Source organism: Methanomassiliicoccaceae archaeon (genome assembly GCA_034928305.1).
Classification (GTDB): domain Archaea; phylum Thermoplasmatota; class Thermoplasmata; order Methanomassiliicoccales; family Methanomethylophilaceae; genus VadinCA11.
Window position 1 is genome coordinate 197,253 of the sequence record JAYFOZ010000002.1, and the last position, 12,457, is coordinate 209,709.

Consider the following 12,457-nt stretch of genomic DNA (forward strand, 5'->3'; position numbering starts at 1 on the left):
CGGGCGATCAAATGGTTAGAGATGCGCATGAACTGTCATTGGGAATAAAAGGAAAAATCTCCGAAGTGGTGACGGAGGACAAGACCGCAATATCCGTGGGGAGCGGCACGCTCAGAGTTTTCGGTACCCCGGCACTTTCTGCGCTCATGGAGAAAACGGCATATACCTCGATCATCGACATGCTCGAAGCTGGTACATGCAGTGTCGGAAGCCGGACGGTACTGGAACATCTCGCTCCGACCCTTGTGGGATCGACCGTAACATGTGAGACGGAACTGGTCGAAATCGACCGCCGCCGCCTTTCGTTCAAATTCAAGGTCAGCGACGGTGCGGGCGAAATAGCCAAAGGCACCCATGATAGATTCATCGTAGACGTCGCAAAGTTCCTTGAAAAGGCGGCCGTGCGCATATGATTTACAACAGTCCGCTCAATATCACCGGCATCATGAGGCATCCTGTCAGAGGAATGCGGCTGACTCCCTCGGACTGAGGGACCAGCCCGAGGAGGGCCGATATAGCCAGTACGGCCATGCCGCAAGGGCCGGTCATAAGGAGGACAAGGGAGAGTATCAGAACAAGGGCGGTGCGGTTCATTATGCGGGGGTCGAGACTTTCCGTCAACTTCGACATCCCCCGTCCGGCGGCCATGGTCATGATGTACCCCAGAATCGATGCGATGCACATTGCGATCAGCAGGAGCACGAAGTCGCCCGAGCAGAACCCTTCCAGCCCGTCTCCGATGATTTCTTTTATAACGGCGGATGTGCCAGATCTTCCGCTCCCGGTAACAGACAGCGTTACCAGGGAGAACACCGACGTAACAGTTCCAATCGAAGCTACCAGCGATATGAATCTCTCGGGGTCGTCTTCGCGGGTCACGCTGGCCGAAAGTGCGGCTCCGGCCGTCGCGGTTATTCCCGGAAACCATCCTGCGATGCAGCCCGTGACCACCCCCTTTATTCCTGGCACGGGGCCAACGGTGTCACCTTCGTCGTCAAGCTGTTCAGGTATCCCTTCAGACCTCGTGGATTCCAGCAAGGGAGGTATTCCGAAAAGTCCCGTGAGGAGCGGGAAAAGAAGAGTGCCATTCTCGATAATTCCCGAGGACGGCATCTCGGGCATCGCGCATACTAAGCCCAGGATCCCGGAGGCAACAAACAGTGTCGCGGCAAGGGCCCGTTCATGCAGGCCCTCCGCCGAAAAAATCACAACCGCGGAGACGAAGACGACCACGACCAGCGTAAGGTCCTCCATGACGAGTGCCGCGCCGTTCAACATTATGTACTGGATGGGGACAGCCAGCATTATCGCGCAGAAAGATCCGACCGCGCTTCCGACCGCGGCGGCCCTAACTGCTGCCATGCCTCTGCCGTCCGTGAGCAGTCGGTGCCCGGGAAGCATCGTAAGCGCTTCGTCGGCATCCGGCGCCCCTATAAAGACCGAAGGAATGAAATCGAGGAACGAATGGACCACCGACGCGGAGATTATGCATGCGGAGACCAAAAGCGGGACAACCTCCGGGTCCGCAAATCCTGAAACGAAAGAAGAAAGGGAGGGATACGAGGCCAGCATGATGGCCGCCAGCGTGTTGACATGGATTCCCGGCACGAGTCCTGTGAACGCGCCCATGAAGGCTCCCGCCAAGCTCATCAGCAATACAAGTAGCAGAACCTCTGCACCCATAATGCGCTATCCGTCGCCGTGCGGTATATACGGAGGTAATTACAGTTAGCAATCCAGAAACGGCTTTCCGTCCTTAATTCCTACACGCAACATCGCTTTGACGCTGATTCCCGAGACCGCAGTGTCAAGATTCCCGGTCTTATCGAAGACAGTGATAACCTCCATCAGCTCGATCCCGTGAGAAGCGAGGGCGGACGCCAGCGCTCTAACTGTTCCACCTGTGCTGAGGGTGTCCTCGATCACTACAACCTTATCGCCTCTGACCAACCCGTTGATATATAGATCGCCGGAGGAATAACCGGTGCTGCGGTTCAGCTCTATCTCGCCGGGAAGGCCGTACCTGCGTTTTCTTATGATGCTGTACGGAATGCCAAGCCTGAGAGAAATGGGGACGGCTAGAGGTATGCCCATGGCCTCGGGTGCCAGTATGACGTCGCATTGGAAGTCGCCGATGTCGATTATGCCGTCAATGACCTCTTCGAGGAGCGCAGGCTCCACGCGAGGTACGCCGTCGCTTATGGGGTTTACAAAATAAGGATAACCGCCCCTGTCTATCACCGGGCTCTCCATGAAGCTCTTTTTCAGAAGCTCGTACACCGACCGTGCATCACTTCGGAAATATTAACCTGTTCTGAAGGAGATGTATTTAAGGGAAGGTACAATAACATCATCGATAAAATGGATCCCACCGAAAGGTACGAACTGATAACACGAAACGCGGAAGAGATAGTAACGGAGGAAGAGCTCATGGAACTCCTCAGGACTAAGGAGCACCCCACCGCGTATATCGGTTTCGAGCCGTCAGGACTTGTCCATATGGGATGGGTGCTCGTGGCATCCAAGATCAGGGACCTCGCGGATGCGGGGTTCAAGGTCACAATATTCTGGGCAGACTGGCACGCGGCAATAAATGATAAACTGGAAGGTGACATCGAAAATATCCGAACATGTGCCAGATACATGGAGGATTGCTTTACTGCCCTGGGAGTGCCCCAGGATAAAGTCGAGTACAAGTATGCCAGCGACCTTGTAAGCGACACCGGTTACTGGGAGAAGGTAATCATCGTCGCAAAGGCGACGTCGCTGAACAGGGTCAAGAGGGCCATGACCATCATGGGACGTTCCGAGGACGAGGCAGAGGTGGACGCATCCAAGATATTCTATCCGATCCTTCAGGTGACGGACATATTCTGTATGGATGTGGACCTCGCGTATGCGGGGATGGACCAGAGGAGGGCGCACATGCTCGCCAGAGATGCCGCCGAAAAGTTGGGATGGAGAAAGCCTATAGCGTTGCACACTCCATTGTTGCCAGGCCTGGGAGGAGGCAACAGGATGGACCCCGCAGAGTCGAAGATGTCCAAGAGCAAGCCGGACAGAAACATAACTATCCACGATACCAAGGAAGAGATCACAAGAAAGATGAAGAAGGCCTTCTGTCCTCAGGAGAGGGAATCAGAGGATACTAATCCGGTGCTTATGCTATGCCGTTATGTCATATTCCCGCGCATGGGCAGGCTGGACATAAATCGCCCGGATAAGTTCGGAGGCATGGTCTCATACGGCAGCTATGAGGAGCTGACCGATGCATATTTCAGCGGGGCCCTTTTCCCGCTGGACCTCAAGAACGGCGTATCTGATGCACTGGCGGAGACCCTTGAGCCCGTATCGGAATACTTCGGGAAAAAGCCGGACAACTTCGAGGCCCTGAAAGAAGTGCTGGTCAAACTCGGAAAGATGTGATCAGATCTCGGGTCCGCCGCCCATCTGGGCCTTGATCTTCCGGAAGGAGTCCATGGTCCTGTAAACACAGATGCCCAGCACTGCTTCGACATCTCCGATCCCGGACAGTCCTGCGGCACCGATGTGCCCCCCTCCGTCACATTCTATCTCGGAACCGATGTCTTTCAGTACTTCTCCGAGGTTGATTCCCCTGCGGACCATATCTTGGGTCGCCCTGGCGCTTACTCTAAAGAAATCATCTCTCTGCGTACCGACGAAAACCACGTCCGCACCGGCAGATGTTACGGCTCTGCAGGCAGAGGCTTCGAAGCTGCTGCCCACGGCCGACGCGACGATCATATCGCCTACGCGTTCGAACTTCACGCGCTCCATGGTCTTCAGCACTGCCGTCCGTTCGGACATCCTGATCTCGGCGTGAGTGGTGGACATGGCTTCGTCCATGGCCACGCCGCTCTCATCCATCACATCAGCGAAATGCCTAAGTGTATTCGACTTGGAAAACTGGAAATGACCGCTGTCGGTGAGCATTCCTCCTAGAAGTGCCAGTCCTGTTTCTCTGTCGATCTTCGCCCCGGCTTCGTGGATTATCTCGACTATTATCTCGCAGCATGACACGCTTTCGCTGTTGCAGAAGAACCTCATGCCGTCCCATTTGCTTGTAGGGATGTGGTGGTCGATGACCAAACTGTTATCTGGGACAGTGACACACAGCAGCTCGGGAGATGACGTATCGACCACGACGGTGAGGTCGTAGTCGGACGGGTCATATTCGCTCGTCATCGGTATCTTCAGCTTTTCCGCGAATACGTTGGCAACGTAGTCGACCCCGCCGCATGCGCATATCGTGCAGTCCGGGAAGCATCTGTAAAGTGCGTATGCGGAGCCGATCGCGTCAACGTCCGCGTTGCTGTGCACCAGCACGGCCTTCTTTCCGTGCCGTAGAGCTTCCGCGACTTCTGTATATCGTCCCATGGCCCCTATGCTCAGTCTGCCTTTTTGAACTTTGCCAAAATCCTGCCGAGTCTTGTCTGTCCGAAGCCGACAAGCAGTATATCGGAGTTGTACAGCCTTACCGTTATGAGGACCGTTACCGCGGCGAACGCGATGCAATATATCAGACCTCCGAAGACCAGAAGGTAGTCTCCGAACATCAGGTTCTGCATCACCATCATCGGGTGGGAGAACGGTATTATGAACATGATGGCCTGCATCGCGGCCGGCAGCGTGTTCCAGCCTACAAACATGAAGACGAACATGGGGATCATCGCAAGTACGGATATAGGCAAAGTCATGGTCTGTGCGCTCTTGTAGTTCTTGACGAACGCGCCCATTATCATGCACAGTCCAAGCGCGCATAGGATGGATGCGAACATTACAAGCATTGTGATGGCCCAATCTATGGGTTCCAATACCAATCCGTAATCTGCGAGGTTAACGGACCCTGCGCTCGCAGTCATGGCATTCATGTACGCGTACATCCCGACCATATATGCAGCACCGTAAACGAGGCCCATTATTCCGGATGCAAGGATCTTGCCGCTGACGATGGTCGTCCTTTTCACAGGCAAGGTAAGCAAGGTCTCCAGTGTCTTGTTCTCCTTTTCAGTGCCCATGGAAGAGATGACGATGCTGCCGACAACCATGATGACGATCATGATTATTATGGGAACCATCAGCGTCTGGCTCATCATCGCCCCGCTGATGGCCGACGGCGTTATGTCGGAGTAAAGCTTACCGTTGACATAGGTGTGGTTGTCGGGCATGTTGAAAGACACGGGGCTCTTGAGGAACGCGGACTCCGCAGGATCTACAGACAGTTCGTTCTCCATCAGTTTTGTCGAAACCGCTCCGCTGATCACGGATACAAATCCCTGTACGGAATCAGAATCTATTCCGCCGAACGCGCCGGAGTTTACCGTTATATAATACGCTTCGATTTTTCCCTGTATTCCGGAATCGATATCTTCACTGAAGTACGGATCCACAATAAGCAGGTTGGAGAGGCCGTTATCTTTCATCAGCGATATTATCTTATCATCGCTTAGTATCGTGGAAGGGTAAAGTTTGATCAGATATTGGTCTCTGGTGGCGGGATCGTACATTTCATCCAATGTGGAGTTTACCGTGTCGTAATAAGTCGAAGATCCCTGATCGTCATAGTTGATGATGCCCATCCTTACAGGTTCCATGGCCTGTTCGGTCTGGTCGCTTATCATGAATCCCAGGCCCACGAACAATACCATGACGACGACTATCGAAATTGCAGACTCGATGGTCATTAGCTCCCTGAGCTCTTTTTTAACGAGGTTAAGTAAATCGTTCAACCGACTTCACCCCCTTGATAAAGACTTCTTCAAGATTTTTCGCATCGTACTTCGCCTTGAGTTCGGCAGGAGTTCCCTGCATGATGATTTCTCCTTTGTTGATCATGGCGACACGGTCGCACAGGGATTCGACCTCGAACATGTTGTGTGAGGAAAGCAGAACGGTAACTCCGGATTTGGCTATATCCCGAATGAGTTCTCTGATGTCGTGGGCGTTCATTACGTCCAGTCCAGATGTGACTTCGTCCATGATGGCGAAGCGCGGAGCGGTCATTATTGCTCTGGCGATGAGCAGGCGTCTCATCATGCCTTTGCTGTATGTGTTGACCTTGCTGTCGATCCTATCGCCTAGATTAGCGATATCGATACCTCTCTGGCACATTATATCCGTCTCTTCATTGTCAGTGAAGAAGCCTGCAATAAAGCGCAGATATGTACGGCCGGTCAGGTCCTTGTATGCGCCCGCGTCCTCGGGAAGATAGCTGATGGATTTCCTGACCTCGTCACCCTGAGTTGCAACGTCGTATCCGCAAACGGTGATGCTTCCGGACGTGATGGTGATAAGCGTCGATATCATCCTGAGCGCTGTTGTTTTACCGGCACCGTTCGGGCCTATCAGGCCGAATATCTCTCCTTCCTTGACCGAGAAGCCGATACCTTTGACGGCCTCTATGTTCCCGTACATCTTGTGCACGTTATCCACGCGCAGAGTTTCCATGGAGAGCGCTCACGCATAGCGCGTTATTAAATTTATTGCATGGGCGTTAACTATGCTGAAAAATGGATATTTTCGGACCCGAAGGCCCGTAATTTGTTTTTACTCTTCGCCGGCCGCGGTGTTTCCCATGGCCTTGTTGAGGGTGTCCTGCAGCGACTGGTATTTCTCGCGCAGGCTCTTCTCCTGGCGGTCCAGGCTTTTGACCCTTATGTCCATGGTCTCCATCGAGTCTTCGATGTCCAGTTTGAGCGTGTCTTTGTCATCGACCTTTATCAGAAGGGACCCTACGTTCTTGTAGACGTCGCCGTTCGCCTTGCCGAGTTCCTCCAAAGTGCGCTGGAGCTCCCTGAGCTGGGCTTCCATCTGTACTTTCTGAGTGCTGACGTTCTGCAGCTGTTGCTGCACCTGCTGGAACTGAGTTATCTGATTCTGGAGCTGGGGGCTGATTCCGTTCATTGTATCACCTTATGATATTCTCTATGTCTTCCGTGATCGCTATGCATTCTAGATATGAGTTTAGCGCAGCCCTCATCGCAGATGAGTCCGCTGCGGTAATCTCCACCACAGCGGAATCTCCCTCGGAACGCACGGTCACGTGTGTACGGGGGAGGTCTCCTGTCTCGGGTCCGACGGATGCGACTATGCTGTCGGCATCTCCGGAACCGATGACGAGGACCGCAGTCAGCATATCATCAGTCTGACTTAAGGACCTTCTTGATGTTCGGTCTGTCCTTGAAGAAGATCTTCGAGCCGCACTTCTCGCACTGGAGACCCAGCGCGTTGACGTTCCTTATAGGCTCGTTGCATTTAGCGCACCTGTACATGCGTCGCCTCACTGCTCCGATACTTTGGAGATCTCTTTCTTGGTGGTGGGGGTGTAAGCTTGTGCTGCGAACTTCGTGTTGCAGCGGCTGCACTCCCAGATTCCGGAACTTACCCTCTTTACGGACGTGTGGTGGCACACTGGGCACTCGTGTCTCATCTTCTGCTGGGCCTCGATTGATTTGACCCTGTTGCGTACGACGACACCGTACCTTGCGCCGAACCTTCCGGAGCTACCTGCCTTGTTGGTTCTCTTAGACATTATATCACCCGATTATTTTTCTGATTTTGATTCCCGTTTCCACGGCCATGTCGAGACATGAGCTGAGTTCGTCGAGGGTGATTGAACCCTGGCCGCCCTTTTGCATGGCTCTGAAGTTGCCGTCATCGTCCGTCGCAATGGTCAGACGTGCAGAGGCAATGTGCTCCTCGTCGAAATTTGGGTCTAATATTAAGTCTTTTCCTATCTTGGCCGCGGTGACCGAGATCGGAGTGCAAGTGACCGGCATGGGATAGTTCTCGCCCTTGCCGTACTGCTCCGCCGGAACTATGGCGTTCTTAATCGCCAGGACTGCCGCGAGGTTGCAGGCGTCGAACAGGTTTCCGCAGTAGTCGATCACGTAGATGTCTATGTAGCACATCCAGACTTCCTGTCCGGGCGTTATGCACAGTTTGCTGACGTCGATCATTCCGGACTCGCGTATTCCGCGGTCCACGACACGTGCGAGCTCGATGGCGTCCTCTCCGGGAGGTCCGGATTCGAAGGATGCGTGCGCCATCGGGATCAGCTCCGCGCCGGTGGTCAGAACTCCGCTGTTCGGTGTGTCGGGGAACGGCGTACCGGGAATGATCTTCACTCCGGCTATTACGGTGGTCTCTCCCAGGCTTACTTTTGCGGAACCGTCCGCACTCTCAATGAGGCCGACCTCGAACTTGATGTCCCTGATGTCGGCCACTCCGCGGCCGTCGGCTCTCTTGCCTTCTTTGAGCAAGTTTACGATGTAGTCGCGCCTGATTTCTGAAATAATCTCACTGCTCATCGGAATCATCCTCCTCTCCGTCGACGGTGTAGCGTCTCTTAAGTGCGTCCTTCTGGAGGACGTATAGTTCTTTGCACCCTCCGACAGCCATCTCTATGGCGCGGTCGAACTCTTCGCGGGTCATGTTGCCGTCCATCTGGAGGAGGACGATCTCGTCCGTGCTCGGTACGATGGCCAAGGGGACGTCCGCCTGACCATAGTTGTCCTCTTCCTTGTTGAGGTCCAGCAGCACGTGTCCGTCGGCTTTTCCTGCGGCCATGGCAGGGATTATGTCCCTCATGGGTATTCCTGCGTCTGCCAGGGCGACCGATGCCGCGGTGAGCCCGGCGCACCTCGTTCCTGCGTTAGCCTGAAGGATCTCGATGTAGACGTCGATCGATGCACGGGGGAACAGACCGGTGAGGATCACGTTCTCGAGTGCCTCTGCCGTTATCTTGGATATCTCGACGGACCTCCTGTCGGTTCCGGGCCTCTTCCTGTCGCTTACCGAGTAGGCCTCCATATTGTACTTGCATTGGACTATGGCCTTTGTGGGGTTCTGCAGGTGCCTGGGGTGGCATTCCCTGGGTCCGTAGACCGCGGCGAGGACTTTGTTCTTTCCTATCTCTACGTAAGCCGAGCCGTCGGCGTTCTTGAGGACGCCGGCTTCGATCTTCACGTGTCTGTGCTCCTCTGCGGTCCTTCCGTCGATCCTAATGCCTTTTTTGTCAACTAATACAATGTCACTGTGTCCGCTCATGATCACTCATCTCCCTCTTCGTTCTCTTCTGCTTCCTCGTCCTGAGGGATTTCCTTTTCTAAAAATTTCTTGACCCTTTCGGTCAGATTAGACCTGACGGTCTCATCATCTATCATTTTGATCGCTTTAGTCGCGACGTCCGCATTGAGGCCATCGCCATCGATCCATATTGTTCCGTTCTGTCCGATGAATATGCGACAGTCGGTGATGTTTTTTATCATCTGTATCATCGACCCGCTTTTCCCGATGATCCTCGATACTTTGGTATGGGAGACATTCACGAGCCTCCCGCCCTCAAGTTTTCTCAGTCCGGAATCCTTCATTGTGACGGATATCTTGTTGCTCTCATCGACCATGAGGATTTTCAGCATGACGACGTCCCCGACGTTCAGGTACTTCGAGGTATCGCCAAATGCGACCTTCCAGGGCACTTCGCTCACATGGAGCGGTGCGGGATAGGGGGCGCCTATGTCGACCATCCAGTTGGAAGACCCTATGTCGTTGACCATTCCGATGACGGTATCTCCGGTCGCGGGCATGTAGCGCCCTCCCAGCGGAATCACGCTGATCGTGTTCTGACGTACCATTTTGACGCCGAGTATGCTGGCTCGGACCACGCCGTCCAGCACATATGTGTTCTCTCCCGCTTTCAGGTTACCGCCGTCCAATTTATCTCCTGGGACGACGACCTCGCGGGCGTTCTTTGCGTTATTATTGTCCATTCTATCACATCTTGAAATTAATTGAGCACCTTAACGGATGCCGTTCCCTTAGTCTTGTGCTTCAGCTTCTCGGACAGTTCCATAGTAAGTCCCGCAGGGACCTCCATGAGCCCCATCCATGAGCCGTCGCTTCCCCATTCCTCGCGTTCGACCACGCCATAGTGTACGATGTCGTCGTAGCACCTTGCGTAATCAGGGCCGCTCACTTTCACGACCACTCTGCTCTTCTCGAATCTGATCGGAAGCAGCGGCCTGAGAAGCTTCATCGCCTCGTCTATCTCCTTGTCCATGGGTTTGAACAGGTCCGGGCGGAACCTGGCCTCGTCCAGGGCAATTTCAATCCTCTGGGCAGGGTGGGGCAGCTTCGTCTGTGGGTTTATGGCGTTGGCGGCGATATGCGTTATTATCCGCCTGCGCTTCGCCTCGAGCATATCTCTCCTCTGCTCGGTGGTGATCTGCACCTCGCCCTTCTGTATCACTACTTTAGCTACGGCGAGAGGGTCCGTGGTGCCGAACACCTCTCTAAGCTTGTCCTCGGGGGGACGCGTCCCCTTCCCGGCGTTCTTAAAGACGTCCTCGACTGCCAGATATTCTGATAAGTCTATCTCTTTCCCACGTTTGATGAGGTCCATCGCCGCAGGGTCAAGAAGTATCTCGAATGTCTCGCCATGGCTCTCCAGCCTGGCCACTATGGCGTTTTCGAGGTCGACCATTTCCTTTTCACTCTTTGAGCAGTTCGGCAATCTCTTCTTCGGTGAGCCTGCGGAACTTCTTCCCGGTCTCCACGATACCGACCTCAACATTCGCTGCAACGGGTTTCTCTTCCATGGCACTGCCCAGCGCCTTCAGGGCGAGCTTAAGCGCGCCCTCGAAATCCATGCCGTCCTCATACTCCTTCTCGAGAATGTCCATGACGGCAGGGCGGCCGGACCCTATGCATGTCGCCCTGTAGGATACTAGCGCTCCCGAAGGATCAGTCTCGAAAAGGCTGATGCCCATGTCGTCGATACCAGCCATCAACATGGCCGTACCGAAGGGGCGTGCTCCGCCATACTGGGTGTAGTTCTGTTTGTAGTCGCAGATCTTCTTGACGAGCATCTCCACGGAGATGTTCTCGCCGTAGGTGATTTTGTGTACCTGGGCGCTCTTCCTCGCTTCTTCTACAAGGATTCTCGCATCTGCCACGAGGCCGGATGTCGCGCACCCAATGTGCTCATCAATGTCATAGATCTTCTCGATGGAGGCCGGCTCCACAAGTTTACTGGACACTTTTTTGTCCACGATGAGGGCCACGCCGCCCTTGTACTTCAGCCCTATGGTCGTGGTGCCCTTCTTCACTGCTTCTCGGGCATACTCGACCTGAAAGAGCCTTCCGTCGGGGGAGAAAACCGTAATCCCCCTGTCATAAGCCATTTGTCCTGGTTGCATGATGCTTCTCCTATAGTGCTCGCGGGTAGACAGGGGACTCAGTATATATTATTTCAGTGCCCACCTTTACTAGGGCCCACAGGGGGCCTGCGTTCCTTTTTCAGAGAACCGTAACGGTCCCTGAGGGACTTCAAAGTCCCCGACGTCCTGACCGATCTGGATCCCGGGAAGGACGATAACACGGTGGCAATGACACGTTCCGTATCTATCGGAGCGCATCTTATGGCAGCCATTCCCTCTCTGCACGAGATGACCTTGATCTGCGGCCCCAGTCCGAACACCGCCCGGGACAACGCACCTCCGTTAACCTCGGGGCCGACCTCGAAGACAATGTATCTGCGTCTTCCGCGTTTGCTTTTGACGGTCATCATACTTCAATCGTCTGCTTCTGTTTTATGTTTGCCCCTGCGTTCGGGGTGTTTTTCAACCTTTTCGTAAAGAGCGCCGCATTTTCCGCAGAGCGGACGCGAGCAGTCCACAGAACCGCCGCATGAGCAAATCAAAGTGCCGTCCCTTCTTGGGAACACAGCGCCGCAGGAACATATGCTCTCGTCCAGGAAACGACCGCAAACAGGACATCTGGTACGTTTAGGTTCGCCGACGGTCATTTTGCTATAGGGGCCTCCGCAGTAAGGACACATCCCCGTCGGAGAGGCGCAGCTGTCGTGGAACATCTTGCCGCAGTTGCATGTTGAGAGGGCGTTAGTTCCTATTTTTCCGAAGCAGATCGCGCACTTCTTCTCGGATTCGGAATCATCCAGAAAATAGGTAGCAATTCCGCTGGTCGGCCGCTTCAAAGCAACATTTTTTCTTACCGAGTTGAGCCTGGCCAATAGCGCGATGGATACTAAAATCGCCACAGCTGAAAAGATACCCAGCATATTAACGGTGTCGGTCAGGTCCATAATCTAGTAGATAAACATTTTGTATATATAATGCACGGAAGGGAAGAATAAATGCCCTAAACCAAGGCATACGAATACAAAAAATGTATGAACACAAATACAAAAATAATTGTAGAGTTATCTCATAAGCTAATATGGAAAAACCACATTTATTCAACTACCTGGCTCTGTTAAAAAAATCATTTACTAAGATTCTTTACGGAAAGTAATTTTTAGAAAATTCGAAGTTCATAATTAAAGTCGTTATATATTTAAATCTGTTGCGTAGAAGGGTTAATAATAAGAAATCATATACACCGGTACGTTCCAAAACTTCTTAGAACAACGGAGGCA

The 12,457-nt window shown here is 53.5% G+C and carries 18 protein-coding genes; 2 read left to right on the forward strand and 16 right to left on the reverse strand.

Translation table 11 applies throughout. The features are described from left to right. Nucleotides 1–11: 11 nt before the first annotated feature. Nucleotides 12–413, forward strand: coding sequence for a thioesterase family protein (locus VB016_02770; protein ID MEA4977461.1), 402 nt, complete (start codon nucleotides 12–14; stop codon nucleotides 411–413). A 1-nt stretch (nucleotide 414) separates the two neighbouring features. Here the strand turns inward: VB016_02770 and VB016_02775 are convergent, their stop codons facing one another. Together VB016_02775 and hpt are read right to left on the reverse strand one after the other, a co-directional pair. Further along, entirely contained in the window at nucleotides 415–1,683 is a 1,269-nt protein-coding gene (locus VB016_02775; protein ID MEA4977462.1) for a tripartite tricarboxylate transporter permease, read from the reverse strand. A 45-nt stretch (nucleotides 1,684–1,728) separates the two neighbouring features. Then, a complete protein-coding gene (gene hpt, locus VB016_02780) occupies nucleotides 1,729–2,280 on the reverse strand; it encodes a hypoxanthine/guanine phosphoribosyltransferase (protein MEA4977463.1) in 552 nt (183 codons plus the stop codon). A gap of 81 nt (nucleotides 2,281–2,361) precedes the next feature. Here hpt and VB016_02785 point away from each other — a divergent pair, with 81 nt between their 5' ends. Continuing rightward, a complete protein-coding gene (locus VB016_02785; GenBank protein ID MEA4977464.1) occupies nucleotides 2,362–3,426 on the forward strand; it encodes a tyrosine--tRNA ligase in 1,065 nt (354 codons plus the stop codon). Here the strand turns inward: VB016_02785 and VB016_02790 are convergent, their stop codons facing one another. From VB016_02790 to VB016_02855, 14 genes are all read right to left on the reverse strand, one after another. After that, complete coding sequence (locus tag VB016_02790; protein MEA4977465.1) at nucleotides 3,427–4,398, reverse strand: DHH family phosphoesterase; 972 nt, start codon at nucleotides 4,396–4,398, stop codon at nucleotides 3,427–3,429. It lies immediately after the preceding gene. Between the two features lie 11 nt (nucleotides 4,399–4,409). Then, nucleotides 4,410–5,750: an ABC transporter permease gene (locus VB016_02795; GenBank protein MEA4977466.1), complete on the reverse strand. Its 1,341-nt coding sequence runs from the start codon at nucleotides 5,748–5,750 to the stop codon at nucleotides 4,410–4,412. Continuing rightward, entirely contained in the window at nucleotides 5,734–6,468 is a 735-nt protein-coding gene (locus tag VB016_02800; protein MEA4977467.1) for an ABC transporter ATP-binding protein, read from the reverse strand. Before VB016_02800 ends, VB016_02795 begins: the two co-directional genes overlap by 17 nt. A 99-nt stretch (nucleotides 6,469–6,567) precedes the next feature. After that, nucleotides 6,568–6,924: a prefoldin subunit beta gene (locus VB016_02805; protein MEA4977468.1), complete on the reverse strand. Its 357-nt coding sequence runs from the start codon at nucleotides 6,922–6,924 to the stop codon at nucleotides 6,568–6,570. 4 nt (nucleotides 6,925–6,928) lie between these two features. Next, nucleotides 6,929–7,156, reverse strand: a complete 228-nt coding sequence (locus VB016_02810; GenBank protein MEA4977469.1) for a KEOPS complex subunit Pcc1 — start codon at nucleotides 7,154–7,156, stop codon at nucleotides 6,929–6,931. 4 nt (nucleotides 7,157–7,160) lie between these two features. Beyond that, the gene (locus tag VB016_02815) at nucleotides 7,161–7,292 is read right to left on the reverse strand and encodes a DNA-directed RNA polymerase subunit P (GenBank protein ID MEA4977470.1); all 132 of its coding nucleotides are present in this window, start codon (nucleotides 7,290–7,292) and stop codon (nucleotides 7,161–7,163) included. 8 nt (nucleotides 7,293–7,300) lie between these two features. Further along, nucleotides 7,301–7,552 (reverse strand): 50S ribosomal protein L37ae, encoded by a 252-nt coding sequence (locus VB016_02820; GenBank protein ID MEA4977471.1) that lies wholly within the window; start codon nucleotides 7,550–7,552, stop codon nucleotides 7,301–7,303. Nucleotides 7,553–7,556: 4 nt separating this feature from the next. Then, nucleotides 7,557–8,330: an exosome complex protein Rrp42 gene (gene rrp42 / locus VB016_02825; GenBank protein MEA4977472.1), complete on the reverse strand. Its 774-nt coding sequence runs from the start codon at nucleotides 8,328–8,330 to the stop codon at nucleotides 7,557–7,559. Continuing rightward, the gene (gene rrp41, locus VB016_02830; protein MEA4977473.1) at nucleotides 8,320–9,069 is read right to left on the reverse strand and encodes an exosome complex exonuclease Rrp41; all 750 of its coding nucleotides are present in this window, start codon (nucleotides 9,067–9,069) and stop codon (nucleotides 8,320–8,322) included. Before rrp41 ends, rrp42 begins: the two co-directional genes overlap by 11 nt. Before the next feature lie 2 nt (nucleotides 9,070–9,071). Next, the gene (gene rrp4, locus VB016_02835; GenBank protein MEA4977474.1) at nucleotides 9,072–9,791 is read right to left on the reverse strand and encodes an exosome complex RNA-binding protein Rrp4; all 720 of its coding nucleotides are present in this window, start codon (nucleotides 9,789–9,791) and stop codon (nucleotides 9,072–9,074) included. Nucleotides 9,792–9,808: 17 nt separating this feature from the next. Then, the gene (locus VB016_02840) at nucleotides 9,809–10,504 is read right to left on the reverse strand and encodes a ribosome assembly factor SBDS (GenBank protein MEA4977475.1); all 696 of its coding nucleotides are present in this window, start codon (nucleotides 10,502–10,504) and stop codon (nucleotides 9,809–9,811) included. Between the two features lie 7 nt (nucleotides 10,505–10,511). After that, nucleotides 10,512–11,219 (reverse strand): archaeal proteasome endopeptidase complex subunit alpha, encoded by a 708-nt coding sequence (gene psmA / locus VB016_02845; protein MEA4977476.1) that lies wholly within the window; start codon nucleotides 11,217–11,219, stop codon nucleotides 10,512–10,514. Between the two features lie 53 nt (nucleotides 11,220–11,272). Further along, nucleotides 11,273–11,587: a hypothetical protein gene (locus tag VB016_02850; GenBank protein ID MEA4977477.1), complete on the reverse strand. Its 315-nt coding sequence runs from the start codon at nucleotides 11,585–11,587 to the stop codon at nucleotides 11,273–11,275. Between the two features lie 6 nt (nucleotides 11,588–11,593). Continuing rightward, nucleotides 11,594–12,124: a hypothetical protein gene (locus VB016_02855; protein ID MEA4977478.1), complete on the reverse strand. Its 531-nt coding sequence runs from the start codon at nucleotides 12,122–12,124 to the stop codon at nucleotides 11,594–11,596. Nucleotides 12,125–12,457 lie beyond the last annotated feature (333 nt).